Genomic DNA, 17,903 nt, shown 5'->3' with positions numbered 1-17,903 from the left:
GCAGTCATCAGTCGATCTCGTGGCCCGCGATGCTGCCGGTCGTCTCGTACTCCCCCAGCTGCGCGATCCGCCGCGCGTGGCGCTCAGCGCCCGAGAACGGCGTCGCGAGGAACGCGTCGATGATGTCGAGCATCTCCTGCTCCGAGTGCTGGCGCGCACCCACGGCGACCACGTTCGCGTCGTTGTGCTCGCGCGCGAGCTCGGCCGTCGGCAGGCTCCAGGCGAGCGCCGCACGCACGCCCTCGACCTTGTTCGCCGCCATCTGCTCGCCGTTGCCGGAGCCGCCGAAGACCACGCCGAGCGCCTCGACGCCCGCACGCTGATCGCGCACGACCGCCCGCGCGGCGTTGATGCAGAACGAGGGGTAGTCGTCCTCGGGGTCGTACTCGGCGGGGCCGTGGTCGACCACCTCGTGGCCTGCCGCCTCGAGGTGGGCGACGAGCCGCTTCGACATCTCGAAGCCGGCGTGGTCGGTGCCGACGTGGACGCGCATCAGGCGACCTGCGGCTCGTCGGCGACCCGGTCGAAGACCGGACCGCGCGTGCGGGAGCGCTTCAGCTCGAAGAAGCCGTCGATCGACGCGGCCGCGACGACGCCGTCGAAGAGCCGCAGCGCCTCCTCGCCGGTGGGCGCCGGGCTCACGACGGGGCCGAAGAACGCGACGTCGTCGACCGCGACGACCGGGGTGCCGACGTCGTCGCCGACGAGGTCGATCGCCGCCTGGTGGGTGCCGCGCAGCGTCGCGTCGTGCGCATCCGTCTCGTCGGCGAGCGACGCGTCGAGGCCCACCTCAGCGAGCGCCTCGGCGACGATCGCGTCGTCGTCCTTGCGGCGGTCGTGGTGGATGCGCGTGCCGAGCGCGTCGTACAGCGGCTTGACGACCGCGTCGCCGCCAGCCCCGCGAGCCGCGGTGACGAGGCGCGTGAGGCGCATCGAGCGCGGCATCCGCGCGAGGTACTCGGCCGGCAGGTCGCGGCCCTCGTTGAGCACGGCCAGGCTCATCACCTGCCAGTCGACGTCGAAGCCGCGGGTGTCGGCGACCTCGCCCAGCCAGCGGGACGTCATCCACGCCCACGGGCAGGTCGGATCGAACCACATCCGCACGCGCGGCTGGGCCTCGGGGACGGTCTCGATCGGGGTCGTCGCACTCATGCCTCGATGCTAGCGACGGCACGGCGGGGGCCGCGCCGCGCGGCACTACGCTGGTCGCACCTGCACCACAGTCACAAGGAGTCCAGCGTGCCCGGAGAGAACCTCACTCGCGTCGAGGCCCAGGAGCGCGCGGCGCTCGTCCAGGTCGAGAGCTACGACATCGCCCTCGACCTCACCACCGGCGACGAGGTGTTCCGCTCGACGACGAGCGTGCGCTTCACCGCCGAGGCCGGCGCCTCGACGTTCATCGACCACATCTCCCGCACCGTGCACTCGGTCACGCTCAACGGCGCCGAGCTCGACGTCGCGAGCGTGAACGACGGCGTGCGCATCCAGCTCGACGGCCTCGCCGCCGAGAACGAGCTGACCGTGGTCTCCGACGCGCTGTACGTCAACACCGGCGAGGGCCTGCACCGCTTCGTCGACCCGGTCGACGGCGAGGTCTACCTCTACTCCCAGTTCGAGGTCCCCGACTCCCGTCGCGTCTTCGCGGTCTTCGAGCAGCCCGACCTCAAGGCGACGTTCCGCTTCACCATCACCGCGCCCGCTCGCTGGCAGGTCGTCTCCAACCAGCCGACGCCCGAGCCCGCCGTCGACGGCGAGACCGCCGTCTGGTCGTTCGAGCCCACGCCGCGCATCTCGAGCTACATCACCGCGCTCGTCGCCGGGCCCTACGAGGTCACGCGCTCCGAGCTCTCGTCGAGCGATGGCCGCGTGATCCCGCTCGGCATCTTCTGCCGCGCGTCGCTCGCCGAGCACATGGACGCCGACTACCTCTTCGACATCACCCGCAAGGGCTTCGCCTTCTTCGAGTCGCAGTTCGGCGTCGCGTACCCGTTCGAGAAGTACGACCAGCTCTTCGTGCCGGAGTTCAACGCCGGCGCGATGGAGAACGCCGGATGCGTGACGTTCACCGAGTCGTACGTGTTCCGGGCCCAGGTGACCGACGCCATCCGCGAGCGCCGGGTCGTGACCGTGCTGCACGAGCTCGCGCACATGTGGTTCGGCGACCTCGTGACGATGCGCTGGTGGAACGACCTGTGGCTCAACGAGTCGTTCGCGGAGTGGGCGTCGACGCTCGCGACCGCCGAGGCGACCGAGTGGACGAACGCCTGGACCACGTTCCAGGCGATGGAGAAGACCTGGGCCTACCGCCAGGACCAGCTGCCCTCGACGCACCCGATCGTCGCCGAGATCCGCGACCTCGAGGACGTGCAGGTCAACTTCGACGGCATCACCTACGCGAAGGGCGGCTCCGTCCTCAAGCAGCTCGTCGCCTGGGTGGGGCTCGAGGCCTTCATGCAGGGCGTCGGCGCGTACTTCCGCAAGCACGCGTGGGGCAACACCGAGCTCGCCGACCTGCTCGCCGAGCTGGAGACGGCCAGCGGGCGCGACCTCAGCGAGTGGAGCCGGCTGTGGCTCGAGACGGCCGGCGTCAACACGCTGCGCCCGCGCATCGAGACGACCGCCGACGGCATCATCTCGTCGTTCGCGATCGAGCAGACCGGCCCCGCCGAGTGGCCGACGCTCCGCCCCCACCGCCTCGCGATCGGCTTGTACGAGGAGGAGGATGGCGTGCTGCGCCGCACCCACCGCGTCGAGCTCGACGTCGACGGCGCCGAGACCCCCGTGCCCTCGCTCGTCGGCCACATCCGACCCTCGCTGATCCTCATCAACGACGACGACCTCGCCTACGCCAAGATCCGCCTCGACGAGTCGTCGATGCGCACCGCGCTCTCGGGCCTCCGCACCATCGAGGACCCGCTCGCGCGCGCGCTCGTCTGGGGCGCGGCATGGGACGCGACGCGCGACGCCGAGACGCCCGCGAGCGACTACGTCGAGCTCGTGCTCGCGAACATCGGCGCCGAGACCGAGTCGACGACCATCCGCCTCGCGCTCGCTCAGCTCGGCCTCGCGGCCCGCTCGTACGTGCACCCGTCGCGCCGCGCCGAGACGATCCGGCGCGTGGGCGACGGCCTGTGGGAGCTCGCCGCCTCCGCCGAGGCAGGGTCGGATGCGCAGTTCCAGTTCGCCGGGGCCTTCGCCGGCCTCGCGTCGACGCCCGAGCACGTCGAGATCCTCCGCGGCCTGCTGAGCGGCGGAACGTCGCTCAGCGGCCTGGAGATCGACGCCGACCTGCGCTGGCAGCTGCTCGACGGCCTCGTGCTGAACGGCGCGGCCGGCGAGGAGGAGATCGCCGCGGAGCTCGCAGCCGACGACACCGCGACAGGCCGGCAGTTCGCCGCTCGCGCGCGTGCGACCATCGCCACGCCCGATGCCAAGGAGGCCGCGTTCGCGTCGGTCGTCGACGAGGCCGGCGCCTCGAACATGATCGTGCGCTACACGGGCCTCGGCCTCGCGCACGTGAACGACGCCACCGTGCTGACGGGTCTCATCCCCCGATACCACGACGCGATCCAGCAGATCTGGGACTCGCGCACCTACCAGGTGGCCGAGGGGCTGCTCGTCGGCCTCTACCCGGCGTCGCTCGCGAGCCAGGAGCTCGCGGATGCCACCCGCGGCTGGCTCGCGGCGAACACCTCGGCCGTGCCGGCGCTGCGCCGCATCGTCGTCGAGCACCTCGCGGGCGTCGAGCGCGCGCTCTCCGCGCAGGAGCGGGACGCCTGATCGGGGCCGCCGGGATGAGGTTCGAGACGAGCACGCCGCCCGACGGCGTGGACTGGGCCGCGGTCGCGGCCTGGTGGGACGCGTGGGGCGCGCCGATCGGCATCCTCATCGTCATCGTGGGCGCGTTCATCGCGTTCCGGGTGGTCAGGACGATCATCGGCCGCGTGGTCGGCGGCGTCGTGAGCGGGGTCAAGCGCCGCGCCGACGCCGCCGACACCGAGGCGCTCTCGAACTCCCCGCTCGCGCAGGTGCGCGTCGTGCAGCGCACCCGCGCGATCGGCAGCGTGCTCAACACGATGCTCGCGTGGGTCATCGCGGCGCTCGCGCTCATCCTCATCCTCAGCATCCTGGGCGTGAACGCTGCGTCGCTCGTGGCGATGGCGAGCTTCCTGGGCGCCGCGGCAGGCATCGGCGCGCAGGGCGTCATCAAGGACTTCCTCAACGGGCTGTTCATGGTCTTCGAGGACCAGGTGGGCATCGGCGACCTCGTCGACCTCGGGGCCGCATCCGGCGTCGTGGAATCGGTCGGCATCCGCGTGACGCAGGTGCGCGACGTCGAGGGCACGCTCTGGTACGTGCGCAACGGCGAGATCCTGCGGGTCGGCAACCGGTCGCAGGGCTGGGCGCGCGTCATCATCGACCAGGCGGTGCCCTACGACGCCGACGTCGACCTCGTCGAGCGGCAGCTGCTCGACGTCGCGACGGCCATGAGCGAGGAGCCCGAGTGGCTCGGCCGCGTCATCGACAAGCCGGAGACCTGGGGCATCGAGTCGGTGTCGCCCGATGCGGTCGTGCTGCGGCTCGTCGTCCGCACGCGCGCCAACGCGCGCGACGACGTGGCCCGCGAGCTGCGCCGACGCGTCAAGGACGGCCTGGACGAGCTCGGCCTCGACCTGCCGTCGGTGCAGAAGGTCGTCGGCGACGGCCTGGAGGCGAAGCCGTGATGCAGTCGCTCCACGAGGCCGTCGGCGGCGAGCCCTTCTTCCGCGCGCTCGTGCACGAGTTCTACGAGCGCGTCTGGGCCGACGACGTGCTGCGGCCGATGTATCCGCAGGACGACCGCGCGGGCGCCGAGGAGCGCTTCCGGATGTTCCTCGAGCAGTACTGGGGCGGTCCGCAGACGTACAGCGAGCAGCGCGGACACCCGCGGCTCCGGATGCGCCACGCGCCGTTCTCCGTCGACCCGGACGCGCGCGAGCGCTGGCTCGCCGCCATGCGTGGCGCCCTCGACGCGCTCGACCCCGCGCCGCTGCACCGCGCGGAGCTCGACGAGTACTTCGAGCGAGCCGCGACGGCCATGCTCAACCGCAATCCGCTCATCCGCTGATGGACGTCATCGTCATCGGCGCGGGCCTCGCCGGCCTCGTCACGGCGTGCGAGGCGCTCGAGCGCGGTCGCACGGTGCGCATCGTCGAGCAGGAGGGACCGCAGTCGATCGGCGGCCAGGCGTACTGGTCGTTCGGCGGCCTGCTGCTCGTCGACTCCCCCGAGCAGCGCCGCCTCGGCATCGCCGACTCGCCGGGGCTCGCCAGGGCCGACTGGCTCGCGACCGCCGGCTTCGACCGCGACGAGGATGCCTGGGGCCGGCAGTGGGCGGACGCCTACCTCGAGTTCGCGCACCGCGAGCTGCGTCCGTGGCTGCGCGAGCTCGGCGTGCGGCTCTTCCCGGTGGTCGGCCACGCGGAGCGCGGCGCCCGCACGCCGGGCGGGCACGGCAACACCGTGCCCCGCTTCCACATCGTCTGGGGCACCGGGCCCGGCCTCGTCACCCCCTTCACGCGACTGCTGCGGGACGCGGTCGCCGACGGCCGCGCCTCCCTGTCGTTCCGGCACCGCGCGACGCGCCTGCTCGTCGAGGACGGCCGGGTCGTGGGCGTCGCCGGCGACCGGCTGGCCCAAGATCTGACCGTGCGGGGCGAGCCGTCGAGCCGCGACGTCACGGGCGCGTTCGAGCTGCGCGCCGAGTCGGTCGTCGTCGCGACCGGCGGCATCGGCGGCGAGCTGGAGCGCGTGCGCGAGCTCTGGCCCGCGCGCCTCGGCGCCGCGCCGCGCGAGGCCGTGCGCGGCGTACCGCTGCACGTCGACGGCTCCGGCCTGGCGATCGCGAACGACGCGGGCGCACGGCTCGTGAACGGCGACCGCATGTGGCACTACACCGAGGGCATCGCGAACTGGGATCCGGTCTGGCCGCAGCACGGCATCCGGATCCTGCCGGGTCCGTCCAGCCTGTGGATCGATCATCGCGGGCATCGGCTGCCGTCGCCCAACTACCCCGGCTTCGACACCCTCACGACGCTCGAGCACCTGCGGTCGGTGGGCGCGGAGCACTCGTGGTTCGTGCTCACGCAGTCGATCGTCGAGAAGGAGTTCACGCTCTCCGGCTCGGAGCAGAACCCCGACCTCACCGGTCGCAGCATCCGCCGCCTCGCGCAGCGCGTGCTGCCCGGCGCGCCCGCGCCGGTGCAGGCGTTCCTCGACCACGGCGAGGACTTCGTCGTCGCGCACAGCCTCACCGAGCTGCTCGACGGCATGCAGCGGCTCGAGGACATCGACCGTGCCGCCGTGGTCGCCGCGATCGAGGAGCGCGACGCCGCGGTCGCCGACCCGGCGTCCACCGACCCGCAGGCCGTCGAGATCCGCAGGGCGCGCGAGTACATCGGTGACCGGCTCGTGCGCACGGCGGCACCCCACCGCATCCTCGACGAGCGCCACTGGCCCCTCATCGCGGTGCGTCTGCGCACGCTGACGCGCAAGACGCTCGGCGGCATCCAGACCGATCTCGACGCGCGGGCGCTCGGCGCCGACGGCGCACCCATCCCGGGGCTCTTCGCCGTCGGTGAGGCTGCGGGCTTCGGCGGTGGCGGCGTGCACGGCTACCGAGCGCTCGAGGGCACCTTCCTCGGCGGCTGCCTGCACACCGGGCGCCGCGCGGGCCGCGCCGTCTGACCCCCGATCCCCTCAGGCGACCACATCGGGCCTGTCCGCACGAGCGTCGCATCACCTAGGCTCCCCCTCGTCGGACCACTCGGGGAGGCCCTGTTGTCGACGCTCGCACTCCCCGTCTCGCGCCGCTCCGCGATCAGCTGGGTCATGCGGTCCGGCATCCGCTACTGCCTCGCCATCTGGCTGCTGCAGCGCATCGGCATCCAGCTCGTCGGGCTCGTCGTCGTGCTCGTCGCGGGCGCCCCGGTGGGCGCCCCCGACGGCTTCTTCGGGATCTTCTACCGCTGGGACAGCGGCTACTTCGCGTGCATCGCCTCCTACGGCTACGTCGGGCAGCTGTGCGACGGCGGCGCGGGCAGCGAGCGCATCGCCTTCTTCCCGCTCTACCCCATGCTGTCGTGGGCCGTCGCGTGGGTGGTGTCGCTCGGCGCCGTCGGCCTGGACGGCATCGTCTTCGGCATGTGGCTCGTCGCCGCGATCGCCTCCATCCTCGCGACCGTCGGCGTCTACCGCATCGCGCAGCACCAGTTCGACGCCGGCACCGCGCGCCGGGCCGCCGCGCTCTTCGCCTTCAGCCCCTACGCCGTCTTCCTGGTCGCCTCCTACTCGGAGGCGCTCTACCTCGCCGGCGCGGTCTGGGCCTGGCATGCGTGCCTCCGCGGCCGGTACTGGATCGCCGGCGCGCTCGGGATCGTCGCGACCGCGAGCCGCGCGAGCGGCATGTTCCTCGTCATCGCGCTGCTCGTGCTCTACGTCGTCGGCCTGCGGCGCCGCGGCGAGCGGTTCCGCATCGTCGACCTCATCGCCGTCGGCAGCTCCGGGCTGGGCGTGCTCGCCTACTGGGTGTGGCTGTACGTCGCGACCGGGGACCTGCTCGCGTGGTTCCACGCGCAGAGCGAGGGGTGGAACCGGCGCACCCGCTGGCCATGGGAGACGCTCTTCAACCAGGGCATCCACGTGCTGCGCGAGCCGAAGCTCGACTGGCAGATCCAGGCCGTCCTCGAGGCGGTCGCGGCCGTCGGCATCGCGATCTGCGTGGTCGTGCTCGCCCGCCGCAAGGACTGGGGGTCGGCGACGCTCGTCGGCACGACCGCCGCATCGCTCATGACGAGCAACAGCTACCTGTCGCTGGCCCGCAACACGCTCACGATGTTCCCGATCTTCGTCCTGCTGGCCGACCTCACCCGTGGCAGGCGCAGGCGATGGTTCTGGGTCGCGCTCTGGATCGGCTGCGCGCTGCTGCTCTTCAACACCGTGCAGCTCGCCCTCGGCAACTGGGCCGACTGAACGACGGAGCGCCCCGTCCGATGGACGGGGCGCTCGGTCGTTCGAGACGACGGGTCGTGCGTCAGCGGCTGAAGTTGCCGCGGTAGTACTCGTACACCCAGCCGACCAGCATGATCAGGAGCAGGCCTGCGCCGATCGGGATGAGGAAGGTCGGTCCGGCCAGCGAGACGAACAGCAGCGCGAGCGAGCCCGCGAGCAGGATCGGCCACCAGCTCCATGGGGAGAAGTGCCCCTCGTCCGGGTCTGCGTCGTCGATCTCGGCCTCCAGCATGTCGGAGGGGTGCTCCGCGTGCTGCGAGCGGCGCGTCAGCACCAGGTAGAAGCCGATGAACGTCGACATGATGCCCGTGAGCGCGAGGCCCAGCGTGCCGGTCCACTCCACCTCGCCGTCGTACGCGGCCATGTGCCACAGCGTGTAGACCGCGGCGGAGAGGAAGAAGAACGCGGCGAGCACGCCGAGGATGATGATGTTCGCGCGCATGTCAGCGCACCTCTCCGTCTGCCAGGTCGACCACGGGTCGCTGCGGGGCGTCCTTGAGCGGCCCCACGCCGACGCCGTACTGCGGACCCGCGTTCGGGTGGTGCAGGTCGAAGGCCGGCGACTCCGAGCGGATGCGCGGGATCGAGGTGAAGTTGTGGCGCGGCGGCGGGCAGCTGGTCGCCCACTCGAGCGAGCGGCCGGTGCCCCACGGGTCGTCGACGGTCACCTTCGGCGCGGTGCGCGCGGTGATCCAGACGTTCCAGAGGAACGGCACCATCGACAGCGCCAGCAGCATCGCGCCGATCGTCGACACCTGGTTCATCCAGGCGAAGCCGTCCTCCTCGAGGTACGTGTAGTACCGGCGGGGCATGCCGATGACGCCGAGCCAGTGCTGCACGAGGAACGTCATGTGGAAGCCGATGAAGAGCATCCAGAAGTGCACGTGACCGAGGCGGTCGTTGAGCATCTTGCCGGTCCACTTCGGCCACCAGAAGTAGAAGCCCGAGAACATCGCGAACACGACCGTGCCGAACACCACGTAGTGGAAGTGCGCGACGACGAAGTACGTGTCGGAGATGTGGAAGTCGAGCGGCGGCGAGGCGAGGATGACGCCGGTGAGGCCACCGAAGGTGAACGTCACGAGGAAGCCGAGCGCCCACAGCATGGGCGACTCCCACGTGATCGAGCCCCGCCACATCGTGCCGATCCAGTTGAAGATCTTCACGCCGGTCGGCACCGCGATGAGCATCGTCATGAGCGCGAACCACGGCAGCAGCACCGTGCCGGTGACGTACATGTGGTGCGCCCACACCGTCACCGAGAGGGCAGCGATCGAGATCGTCGCTCCGACGAGCGTGTTGTAGCCGAAGATCGGCTTGCGCGAGAAGACCGGGATGACCTCGGAGATGATGCCGAAGAACGGCAGCGCGATGATGTAGACCTCGGGGTGCCCGAAGAACCAGAACAGGTGCTGCCAGAGCACGACACCGCCGTTGGCCGGGTCGTAGACGTGGCCGCCGAAGATGCGGTCGACCGCGAGGCCGAAGAACGCCGCCGCCAGGATCGGGAACGCGATCACGACGAGGATCGACGTGATGAGGATGTTCCAGCTGAAGATCGACATCCGGAACATCGTCATGCCCGGGGCGCGCATCGTGATGATCGTGGTGATGAAGTTGACGCCACCCATGATCGTGCCGAAGCCCGAGAGCGCGAGGCCGAGCACCCAGAGGTGCCCGCCGACGCCCGGCGAGAAGGCGCTGTCGCTCAGCGGCGTGTAGGCCGTCCAGCCGAACGCGGCCGCGCCCTGCGGGGTGAGGAAGCCGGCCACCGCGATGAACGAGCCGAACGAGTACATCCAGAAGGCCATCGCGTTGAGGCGCGGGAAGGCGACGTCCGGTGCACCGATCTGCAGCGGCATGAGCACGTTGGCGAAGCCGGCGAAGAGCGGCGTCGCGAACATCAGCAGCATGATCGTGCCGTGCATCGTGAAGAGCTGGTTGTACTGCTCCTCCGTCGGCACGATCTCCAGGCCCGGCGCGAACAGCTGGGCACGGATCAGCAGCGCCATGACGCCGCCGATCAGGAAGAACACGAACGACGCGATCAGGTACATGTACCCGATGGTCTTGTGGTCGGTGGAGGTGATCCACTTGACCAGGACGTTGCCCTTGCGCTCAGCGGTCGGGCTGACCGCGGGTCGGGTCGCCGTGGCGGTCATCACTCGCCCTCGCCTTCATTGGTCGTGTCGACGCTCTCGTCGCGCTCCGGGTCGATGTTGCCATCGCCCGTGTGGGTGTTCAGGGTCTCGTCGATCGGGCCGACGAAGCCCTGCTGCTCGAGGCTCTCGAGGTAGGCGTCGTACTCCTCGGGGCTGACGAGCTCGACGTTGAAGAGCATGGCCGAGTGGAACTCGCCGCAGAGCTCCGCGCACTTGCCGGCGAGGATGCCCTCCTGGTCGCCCGTCTCGAAGTACATGTGGTTCGTGACGCCCGGGAGCATGTCCTTCTTGTAGAGGAACTCCACGATCCAGAAGGAGTGCGCGACGTCGCGCGACTCGAGGGTGATCTCGATGGACGAGTTCGTCGGCAGCACGAGCGTCGGCAGGGTGCTCGCGTCGAGCTGGCTCGAGTCGGGCTCCTCCTGCACCTGGATGCTCTGGTAGTGCACCGGCTCCTGGCCCTCGCGGTCGTACACGAAGTCCCACGCCCAGCGCTTGCCGTAGACGGTGATCGAGTAGTCGGGGTCCTCGATGGGCTCCTCGATGATCGCCTGGTCACGCGCCGTGAACGCGAAGAAGCCGGCGACGAGGATGACGGGGACGATCGTGAAGAAGATCTCGATCGGCATGTGGTAGCGCAGCTGCACCGGCAGGCCGGTCTGGCCACTGCGACGGCGGTAGGCGACGGCGGCCCAGATCATCAGGCCCCAGGTGATGAGGCCGACGGCCAGCAGCACGATCCACGAGGTCGTCCAGAGGCCCATGATGCGGTCGACGTGGTTCGTCAGGCCCGGCTGCGACGGCATCCATCCCTGCATCTGCGCCTGGGTGCATCCGGCCAGCGCAAGCGCGACCACCACCGCCAGCGGGGCAGCGATCAAACGGGTTCGACGATTGCGCAATGTCTTCCTCCGGGTCTGTCAGCGTCTCCCTCGATCCTAGTACCCACAGACCTCGCTCAGGCGCCTGCGACGCGGCCCACAAGGCCCCGTGGAACGCGACGACGCCGCCGATCCGGAGGGGATCGGCGGCGTCGGTCGGCCGGGCGTCGGGGGTCTAGTGGAACGAGTCCCCGCAGGCGCACGAGCCCTGCGCGTTGGGGTTGTCCATCGTGAAGCCCTGCTTCTGGATGGAGTCCTCGAAGTCGATCGTCGAGCCGTCGAGGTAGGGCACGCTCATGCGGTCGACGACCACGCCGACGCCGTCGAAGTCGCGCACGACGTCGCCGTCGAGGGTGCGCTCGTCGAAGTACAGCTGGTAGATCAGGCCGGAGCAGCCACCGGGCTGCACGGCGACCCGCAGCCGCAGATCGTCGCGGCCCTCCTGGTCGAGCAGTCGACGCACCTTGTCGGCGGCCACGTCGGTCAGGGTCACCCCGTGCGTCGCCACCTCGGACACCTGCTGATCCGTCATCTGCTGCTCCTCTCGCCAGACTCTGCCGGGACAACGCCCGGCGGCACCATCCTATTCCGCGCTGCTCCCGGCCGTGCGATCCCCTGCTCGCGCGAGCAGCAGCGCCTCGGCGCCGATCGCCCGGCGCAGCACGCCGAGGTGCTGCGACTCGTTCGGGCTGTGGGCCATCGTGGCGGGGTCCTCGACGCCCGTCACGAGGATCTGCGCGCCCGGGAACTGCTGCACGAGGTCGGCGATGAACGGGATCGAGCCGCCGATGCCGGTCTCGACCGGGTCGGCGCCCCACGCATCCGCCATCGCCTGCTTCGCCTCGGTCGCGCCCCAGCCGCTCGCGTCGACCAGGAAGGGGTCGCCGAGGTCGATGCTGTCGAGCTCGATGTGCGCGCCGAACGGCGTGTGCGCGCGGATGTGCCGCTCGATCGCCGCGAACGCGTCGGCGGCCGACTGGCCGGGCGCGATGCGGGTCGAGAGCCGGAACCGGACCGTCGGCAGGATCGTGTTGGACGCATCCGGCACGCTCGGCGCGTCGACGCCGGTGATCGTCGCGGCCGGCTTCGCCCAGAGGCGGCGCAGCAGCGGGCCGGTGCCGATGAGGTCGACGCCGTCGAGCACGGCGCCCTCCTCCCGAATGTGCGCCTCCGACTGCTCGGGCACGTCGAGGTCAGCCTCGGTGAGGCCCTCGATCGCGACCGAGCCGTCCTCGCTCCAGAAGCTCGCGGCGAGCTTGGCGAAGGCCATCATCGCGTCGGGGACGACGCCGCCGAGCATGCCGGAGTGGCTGGCGTGGCCGAGCGTCGTGAGCCGCACGTTGAGCGCGACGTTGCCGCGCAGCGCGATCGTGAGCGACGGCACCTCGGTCGACCAGTTGTCGCTGTCGGCGACCACGATGAGGTCGGCGCTCAGCACGTCGGCGTGCTGCTCGAGGAAGCGCTTGAAGGAGCGGGAGCCGTGCTCCTCCTCCCCCTCGATGAAGAGCGCGATGCCGACCTCGGGGTCGAGCACCTCGGCGAGCGCGCGGACGGCGGCGATGTGCGCGATGACGCCCGCCTTGTCGTCGGAGGCGCCGCGGCCGTAGAGGCGCTCGTCGACCTCGGTGGGCTCGAACGGCGGGGTGCGCCACAGCGACTCGTCGCCCCACGGCTGCACGTCGTGGTGCGCGTAGAGCAGCACGGAGGGTCGGCCGGCTTTGGCCGCGCGGGTCGCGAGCACGGCGGGCTGGCCGAGAACGTCGGTGTCGCCGATCGGCGCGCGCTCGATCGACACGCGCTCGAAGACGCCGGTGCCCTCGGCGAGGGCGGCGACGGCCTCGGCGCTCGCCTGCACGTGGGCGGGGTCGTAGGCGTCCCACGCGACGCTCGGGATGCGCACGAGGGCCTTGAGGTCGTCGACGGCGCGGTCGAAGCCGGCGTCGACGGCGGCGAGCACCGCCCGGTCCCTGTCGGAGAGGCCGGCGCGCTCGGAGAGGTCTGTCGGAAGGGTCATGCGCTCGATCCTAGGCGGCGCGCCCGCACATGCTCGGCGGTACCATGGGATGCTGCCGCCGGGGCGATCCGACGGCGCAGCCCTCCGGCGCCGACGCACTCCGCGTCGACGCATCCGACGTCGAGAAGGACCTCACGTGCCGCTCTTCAGCCGCTCCGACGCCAGCAAGGCTCAGCCCGAGCCGCAGCCGGAGGTGCGCCGCACGCCGAAGCAGTCCGAGCAGGTCGCGCGCAACCGCCGGCCGCTCGTGCCCGCCGACCGCAAGGAGGCGCGCAAGCAGTCGCAGGACAAGATCCGCGCCGAGCGCGAGAAGGCCCGCCGCGGCTTCGAGCAGGGTGACGAGAAGTACCTCCCCGCGCGCGACAAGGGCCCCGTGCGCCGCTACGTGCGCGACTTCGTCGACGCCCGGCTCTCGATCGGCATGCTCGCGATGCCGATGATGATCGTCGTGCTCGTGCTGACCTTCATCAACGACCCGCAGTGGCGCATCATCGCCAACCTCGTGCTGTGGGGCTTCGTCGTCGTGGTCATCCTCGACTCGGTGCTCATGGCCTGGCAGCTGCGCCGCGCGGTCCGCGCGAAGTTCGGCGACAAGGATGCGAAGGGCCACGGCTGGTACGCGACCATGCGGTCGGTGCAGCTCCCGTTCATGCGCATGCCGAAGCCGAAGACGACGCTCTTCAAGTACCCGGTCTGAGTCGGGCGGCCGCCGGCGCCATCGCGCGGCTGCGGCTCCCGAGTGTCGGGTTGCTGCGAGAGTGTCCCGTCACTCCCTCAAGAACTCGACACTCCGGTCGGCGTTCATCGGCCTGTGTCGGGTTGTTGCGGCAATGTCCCGTCACTCCCGCACGTATTCGACACTTGCCGCGGCCGCTACGGCGACCGGCGCTCGAGCGTCGCGGCCAGGTCGCCGAGCCAGCGATCCGGGCTCGGCACGAAGTCGCGGTTCGTGGCCCGCACGACGAGCAGGCCGATGCGCTCGAAGTCGCGGTACTTCTGGATGTCGCGGTCCCACTGCCCCTTCGCGCGGTGCCCGTCACCCTCGTACTCCTCGACCACGCGGTGCTCGCGGTGCGCGAGGTCGGCACGCCCGAGCAGCAGGCCGGTCTGCGGGTCGAACACCTCGACCTGCACCTCCGGCTCGGGCATGCCCGCGTCGACGATGAGCAGCCGCATGTCGGACTCGCGCGGCGACTCGACGCCTTCCCGGATGCGCGGCAGCGCCGCGCGCAGCGCTGCCGCGCCGCTCCGGCCGACCCACCGCTCGACCTGCTCGCGCAGCTCGTCGATCGACGCGAGCGGTCCGGGGATGCGCCGGCCCGGGTAGTTGTCGGCAGCCGTGACGATCGCGTCGCCGAGCACGACGAGCTCGTGCACGGTGCACCGGCCGCCCATCAGCGCCCAGGCGAGCGGTGCCGGTGCGACCGGCAGCCCGTCGACCCACCACGGCTCGAGCCCGTCGGCCGTCAGCCGCCGCACGCGCACGCCCTCCCGCTCGGGCTTGCCGCGGCCCTTCAGCGAGACGAGCTCGACGACCTCCTCCCGGGCGAGCCGCCACGGCACCGGCAGCCCGAGCACGGCGAGCGCCGAGACACCGGCGACGCACTGCCACGGCCGGATCAGTGGCGCATAGGCGGCCGCCCGCTCGACGAGCGTCTCCGGCCCCTCGACCGCGCGGATGCCGCGGAACGGCTTCGCGAGCGCGCCCGCCCGGAGACGGTGGGCACTGAGCCCCGCTTCGATGCCCTCCCCGACCAGGAAGCCGCGGGCGGCGAGGGTCTCGGGCAGCTCGTCCATCACGGCCGGAGGTTGGCACACCCCCGCGGAAGGCGTCCGCGCTCTCCACAGCCACGTCATCCGCTCCCCGGCTGCGCGCAGCGCCCACCCGCCCGCTCGGCCGATCGGCTCGGGCCAGAGTGCCGGGTTGCTGCTGGAGTGTCGCGACACTCCCGCAGGAACCCGACACTCGGCGCTATGCCGAGGCGAGCAGCCCGCGGTTGATCTCGCGCGCCCAGCCGGGGCCGCGGTAGATGAAGCCGGTGTAGCCCTGCACGAGGCTCGCGCCCGCGGCGATGCGCTCGCGCACGTCGTCGGCCGTCTCGACGCCGCCGACCGAGATGACGTCGACCTCCGCGGGCAGCGCCGCACGCAGCAGCCGCAGCACCGCGAGCGATCGGGCTGCGACGGGCGGGCCCGACAGTCCGCCCTGCCCCGCCGCGGCGACGGCATCCGCTGGGCTGCGGAGGCCCTCGCGGCTGATGGTCGTGTTCGTCGCGATGACGCCCGCGAGGTGCAGCCGCGCGGCGAGCGCCGCGATGCCCTCGACCTGCTCGTCGTCGAGGTCGGGGGCGATCTTCACGAGCACTGGCACGTCGCCGGCCGCACCGCGGATCGCGGCGAGCAGCGGCTCGAGCAGCCGCTCGTCCTGCAGGCCGCGCAGCCCCGGGGTGTTCGGCGACGACACGTTGACGGCGAGGTAGTCGGCCACCGGCGCGAGCGCCCGCGTCGACGCGAGGTAGTCCCGCTCCACCGCGGGGGCGTCGTCGGCGTCGACGATGCGGCTCTTGCCGATGTTCACGCCGATCACCGGACGCGAGGCCGCCTCGCGGGCCGCGGCGATGCGATCGGCTGCTGCTGCCGCTCCGCCGTTGTTGAAGCCCATCCGGTTGACGAGCGCGCGGTCGTCGACGAGCCGGAACAGCCGCGGCTGCGGGTTGCCGGGCTGCGCGTGCGCGGTCAGCGTGCCGACCTCGACGTGGCCGAAGCCGAGCGCGCCGAGCCCGGCGATCATCGTGGCGTCCTTGTCGAAGCCAGCTGCGATGCCGAACGGCGTCGGGAACTCGCGGCCGAGCGCCCGGGTCCGCAGCCCGGCATCGGTGCGGACGCCCGGCCGGGCGGCACCGACCGCGCGGATCGCGCGCGCGCCGAGGTGGTGCGCGGCCTCCGGGTCGACGCGCGAGAAGCCGTGCCGGAACAGCAGGTCGTAGGCGGTCACTGCTGCACGGGTCACTGCTGCTCCTCGTCGGGCCGCTGGTCCTCGCGCAGCGCGCGGATGGCGTCCTCGAAGTCGTCGAGGGAGTCGAACGCGTTGTAGACGCTCGCGAACCGCAGGTAGGCGACCTCGTCGAGCTGCCGCAGCGGCGGCAGCACCGCGAGGCCGATCTCGTTGGCGTCGATCTGGCTGGCGCCCGTCGCGCGGATCGTCTCCTCGACCGACTGCGCGACGCCCGCGAGGTCGGCGTCGGTGACGGGTCGGCCGCGCACGGCCTTCCGCACGCCCTCGATGACCTTCTCGCGGCGGAACGGCTCGAGCACGCCCGACCGCTTCACGACCGAGAGGCTCGCCGTCTCGGTGGTGGTGAAGCGCCGGCCGCACTGGGTGCACTGCCGGCGACGGCGGATGGAGGTGCCGTCGTCGCTCGTGCGGGAGTCGACGACGCGGGAGTCGGGGTTGCGGCAGAACGGGCAGTGCATCAGCGCGCCTCCTCGAAGCGTGCCTCGATCGCCTCGCCGTGCGCGGGCAGCCCCTCGGCGGCCGCGAGCGCCGTGACCGCGGCGCGCACCTCGGCGAGCGCCTCGCGGTCGTAGCGCACGACCTGCTGCGGGCGCAGGAAGGTCGCGGCGCCGAGACCGGCGACCCTGCGCGCCTGGCCGCCCGTGGGCAGCACGTGGTTCGAGCCGGCCGCGTAGTCGCCGAGGCTCACGGGTGCGTGCGGGCCGACGAAGATCGCCCCGGCGTGGTGGATGCGCGCGAGCAGTGCGTCGTCGTCGGCCGTCAGCAGCTCGAGGTGCTCGGGCGCGTACGCGTCGCTCACGCGCGCCGCGGCCGCGAGGTCGGCGACGAGCACGATCGCGGACTGCTCCCCCGTGAGCGCCGCCCGCACCCGCTCGGCCGCGGGCGTCTCGGCAGCGCGGCGCGCGACGGCCGCGTCGACGCGGTCCGCGAGCCCGGCGTCGTCGGTGACGAGCACCGCGCTCGCGAGCTCGTCGTGCTCGGCCTGGCTGACGAGGTCGGCGGCGACGAGCTCCGCGTCGGCGCTCGCGTCGGCGATGACGAGGATCTCGGTCGGCCCCGCCTCGGAGTCGACGCGCACGACGCCCGAGACGAGCCGCTTCGCGGCGGCGACGAAGACGTTGCCGGGACCGGTCACGACGTCGACCGCGTCGAGGCCGATGCCGGCCACGCCGTGCGCGAGCGCCGCGATCGCGCCGGCCCCGCCCATCGCGTAGACCTCGTCGATGCCCAGCAGCGCGCACGCGGCGAGGATGGTGGGGTGCGGCAGGCCGCCGTGCTCGGCCTGCGCGGGGCTCGCGACCGCGATCGACGCGACGCCGGCCGCCTGGGCTGCGACGACGTTCATGACGACGCTCGACGGGTAGACGGCCTTGCCGCCGGGCACGTAGAGGCCCACCCGGTCGACCGGCTGCCAGCGCAGCTCGACGACCGCGCCGGGCGCGAGCTCGACGCGCGAGGGCGGCGGCACCTGCGCGGCCGAGCCGACGCGCACGCGGGCGATCGCCGTCTCGAGCGCGTCGCGCACCTCGGGCGCGAGCGACACCAGCGCACCCCTGATCTCGGCCACCGGCACGCGCACCGCCGCGGGGCGCACCCGGTCGAAGCGCTCGGCCTGCTCGACGAGCGCCGCCTCGCCGCGCTCCCGCACGTCGCGCACGAGCTCGGCGACCGCGGGCAGCGCCGCCTCGACGTCGACCGCCGGCCGCGGCAGCAGCGCGCGGAGCGTGCGGTCGTCGGGCAGGGAGGTCAGGTCGAGGCGTCGGAGCACATGCTCCATCGTA

Annotated in this window: 17 protein-coding genes; 6 read left to right on the top strand and 11 right to left on the bottom strand. The window is 72.0% G+C overall.

Annotated features, from left to right (window positions below; translation table 11 throughout):
• Window positions 1-7 precede the first annotated feature (7 nt).
• Together EDD26_RS10430 and EDD26_RS10425 are read right to left on the bottom strand one after the other, a co-directional pair.
• Window positions 8-493 carry a ribose-5-phosphate isomerase gene (locus tag EDD26_RS10430; protein ID WP_123697653.1) on the bottom strand — a complete coding sequence of 162 codons (486 nt, stop codon included), beginning with the start codon at window positions 491-493 and terminating at the stop codon, window positions 8-10.
• Window positions 493-1,152 (bottom strand): mycothiol-dependent nitroreductase Rv2466c family protein, encoded by a 660-nt coding sequence (locus tag EDD26_RS10425; RefSeq protein WP_123697652.1) that lies wholly within the window; start codon window positions 1,150-1,152, stop codon window positions 493-495. The genes EDD26_RS10430 and EDD26_RS10425 overlap by 1 nt, the downstream gene beginning before the upstream one ends.
• A gap of 87 nt (window positions 1,153-1,239) precedes the next feature.
• On the opposite strand from EDD26_RS10425, the gene pepN reads away from it, so the two are divergent.
• The 5 genes from pepN to EDD26_RS10400 all read left to right on the top strand — a co-directional run bounded on the left by pepN (window position 1,240) and on the right by EDD26_RS10400 (window position 8,010).
• Window positions 1,240-3,780, top strand: a complete 2,541-nt coding sequence (pepN, locus tag EDD26_RS10420) for an aminopeptidase N (protein WP_123697651.1) — start codon at window positions 1,240-1,242, stop codon at window positions 3,778-3,780.
• Window positions 3,781-3,794: 14 nt separating this feature from the next.
• Window positions 3,795-4,724 (top strand): mechanosensitive ion channel family protein, encoded by a 930-nt coding sequence (locus EDD26_RS10415; protein WP_123697650.1) that lies wholly within the window; start codon window positions 3,795-3,797, stop codon window positions 4,722-4,724.
• On the top strand, window positions 4,724-5,107 hold the full coding sequence (locus EDD26_RS10410; protein ID WP_123698544.1) for a globin: 384 nt from the start codon (window positions 4,724-4,726) through the stop codon (window positions 5,105-5,107). Before EDD26_RS10415 ends, EDD26_RS10410 begins: the two co-directional genes overlap by 1 nt.
• A complete protein-coding gene (locus tag EDD26_RS10405) occupies window positions 5,107-6,726 on the top strand; it encodes an FAD-binding dehydrogenase (RefSeq protein WP_123697649.1) in 1,620 nt (539 codons plus the stop codon). The genes EDD26_RS10410 and EDD26_RS10405 overlap by 1 nt, the downstream gene beginning before the upstream one ends.
• 93 nt (window positions 6,727-6,819) lie before the next feature.
• Window positions 6,820-8,010: a mannosyltransferase family protein gene (locus EDD26_RS10400; RefSeq protein ID WP_123697648.1), complete on the top strand. Its 1,191-nt coding sequence runs from the start codon at window positions 6,820-6,822 to the stop codon at window positions 8,008-8,010.
• 61 nt (window positions 8,011-8,071) lie between these two features.
• Here the strand turns inward: EDD26_RS10400 and EDD26_RS10395 are convergent, their stop codons facing one another.
• The 5 genes from EDD26_RS10395 to EDD26_RS10375 all read right to left on the bottom strand — a co-directional run bounded on the left by EDD26_RS10395 (window position 8,072) and on the right by EDD26_RS10375 (window position 13,106).
• Window positions 8,072-8,491 (bottom strand): cytochrome c oxidase subunit 4, encoded by a 420-nt coding sequence (locus EDD26_RS10395; RefSeq protein ID WP_123697647.1) that lies wholly within the window; start codon window positions 8,489-8,491, stop codon window positions 8,072-8,074.
• A gap of 1 nt (window position 8,492) precedes the next feature.
• Complete coding sequence (gene ctaD, locus EDD26_RS10390) at window positions 8,493-10,211, bottom strand: aa3-type cytochrome oxidase subunit I (protein ID WP_123698543.1); 1,719 nt, start codon at window positions 10,209-10,211, stop codon at window positions 8,493-8,495.
• Window positions 10,211-11,068: an aa3-type cytochrome oxidase subunit II gene (gene ctaC / locus EDD26_RS10385; RefSeq protein WP_483923576.1), complete on the bottom strand. Its 858-nt coding sequence runs from the start codon at window positions 11,066-11,068 to the stop codon at window positions 10,211-10,213. Before ctaC ends, ctaD begins: the two co-directional genes overlap by 1 nt.
• 199 nt (window positions 11,069-11,267) lie before the next feature.
• Window positions 11,268-11,624 (bottom strand): HesB/IscA family protein, encoded by a 357-nt coding sequence (locus EDD26_RS10380; RefSeq protein ID WP_123697646.1) that lies wholly within the window; start codon window positions 11,622-11,624, stop codon window positions 11,268-11,270.
• A 51-nt stretch (window positions 11,625-11,675) separates the two neighbouring features.
• A complete protein-coding gene (locus EDD26_RS10375; RefSeq protein WP_123697645.1) occupies window positions 11,676-13,106 on the bottom strand; it encodes a M20/M25/M40 family metallo-hydrolase in 1,431 nt (476 codons plus the stop codon).
• Window positions 13,107-13,242: 136 nt separating this feature from the next.
• Here EDD26_RS10375 and EDD26_RS10370 point away from each other — a divergent pair, with 136 nt between their 5' ends.
• A complete protein-coding gene (locus EDD26_RS10370) occupies window positions 13,243-13,803 on the top strand; it encodes a DUF3043 domain-containing protein (RefSeq protein ID WP_170165609.1) in 561 nt (186 codons plus the stop codon).
• 176 nt (window positions 13,804-13,979) lie between these two features.
• Here EDD26_RS10370 and EDD26_RS10365 read toward each other — a convergent pair whose 3' ends face one another.
• The 4 genes from EDD26_RS10365 to hisD form a co-directional block, all read right to left on the bottom strand.
• Window positions 13,980-14,906 (bottom strand): hypothetical protein, encoded by a 927-nt coding sequence (locus EDD26_RS10365; protein ID WP_148058729.1) that lies wholly within the window; start codon window positions 14,904-14,906, stop codon window positions 13,980-13,982.
• A gap of 172 nt (window positions 14,907-15,078) precedes the next feature.
• Complete coding sequence (locus EDD26_RS10360; RefSeq protein ID WP_245989853.1) at window positions 15,079-16,116, bottom strand: quinone-dependent dihydroorotate dehydrogenase; 1,038 nt, start codon at window positions 16,114-16,116, stop codon at window positions 15,079-15,081.
• Window positions 16,113-16,580 carry a transcriptional regulator NrdR gene (gene nrdR, locus EDD26_RS10355; RefSeq protein WP_123697641.1) on the bottom strand — a complete coding sequence of 156 codons (468 nt, stop codon included), beginning with the start codon at window positions 16,578-16,580 and terminating at the stop codon, window positions 16,113-16,115. Before nrdR ends, EDD26_RS10360 begins: the two co-directional genes overlap by 4 nt.
• The gene (gene hisD / locus EDD26_RS10350; RefSeq protein WP_245989852.1) at window positions 16,580-17,890 is read right to left on the bottom strand and encodes a histidinol dehydrogenase; all 1,311 of its coding nucleotides are present in this window, start codon (window positions 17,888-17,890) and stop codon (window positions 16,580-16,582) included. The genes nrdR and hisD overlap by 1 nt, the downstream gene beginning before the upstream one ends.
• Window positions 17,891-17,903: the final 13 nt, after the last annotated feature.

The sequence above is a fragment of the Agrococcus jenensis genome, assembly GCF_003752465.1.
GTDB lineage: Bacteria > Actinomycetota > Actinomycetes > Actinomycetales > Microbacteriaceae > Agrococcus > Agrococcus jenensis.
Note: the sequence above shows the minus strand (reverse complement) of the source record. Positions and strands in the feature narration are given on the sequence as shown.

What these genes read in the sequence shown, in the direction of transcription:
- EDD26_RS10430 (WP_123697653.1), bottom strand. Translation starts at nt 493, where the DNA reads ATGCGCGTCCACGTCGGCACCGACCACGCCGGCTTCGAGATGTCGAAG.
- EDD26_RS10425 (WP_123697652.1), bottom strand. Translation starts at nt 1,152, where the DNA reads ATGAGTGCGACGACCCCGATCGAGACCGTCCCCGAGGCCCAGCCGCGC.
- EDD26_RS10415 (WP_123697650.1), top strand. Translation starts at nt 3,795, where the DNA reads ATGAGGTTCGAGACGAGCACGCCGCCCGACGGCGTGGACTGGGCCGCG.
- EDD26_RS10410 (WP_123698544.1), top strand. Translation starts at nt 4,724, where the DNA reads ATGCAGTCGCTCCACGAGGCCGTCGGCGGCGAGCCCTTCTTCCGCGCG.
- EDD26_RS10405 (WP_123697649.1), top strand. Translation starts at nt 5,107, where the DNA reads ATGGACGTCATCGTCATCGGCGCGGGCCTCGCCGGCCTCGTCACGGCG.
- EDD26_RS10395 (WP_123697647.1), bottom strand. Translation starts at nt 8,491, where the DNA reads ATGCGCGCGAACATCATCATCCTCGGCGTGCTCGCCGCGTTCTTCTTC.
- ctaD (WP_123698543.1), bottom strand. Translation starts at nt 10,211, where the DNA reads ATGACCGCCACGGCGACCCGACCCGCGGTCAGCCCGACCGCTGAGCGC.
- EDD26_RS10380 (WP_123697646.1), bottom strand. Translation starts at nt 11,624, where the DNA reads ATGACGGATCAGCAGGTGTCCGAGGTGGCGACGCACGGGGTGACCCTG.
- EDD26_RS10375 (WP_123697645.1), bottom strand. Translation starts at nt 13,106, where the DNA reads ATGACCCTTCCGACAGACCTCTCCGAGCGCGCCGGCCTCTCCGACAGG.
- nrdR (WP_123697641.1), bottom strand. Translation starts at nt 16,580, where the DNA reads ATGCACTGCCCGTTCTGCCGCAACCCCGACTCCCGCGTCGTCGACTCC.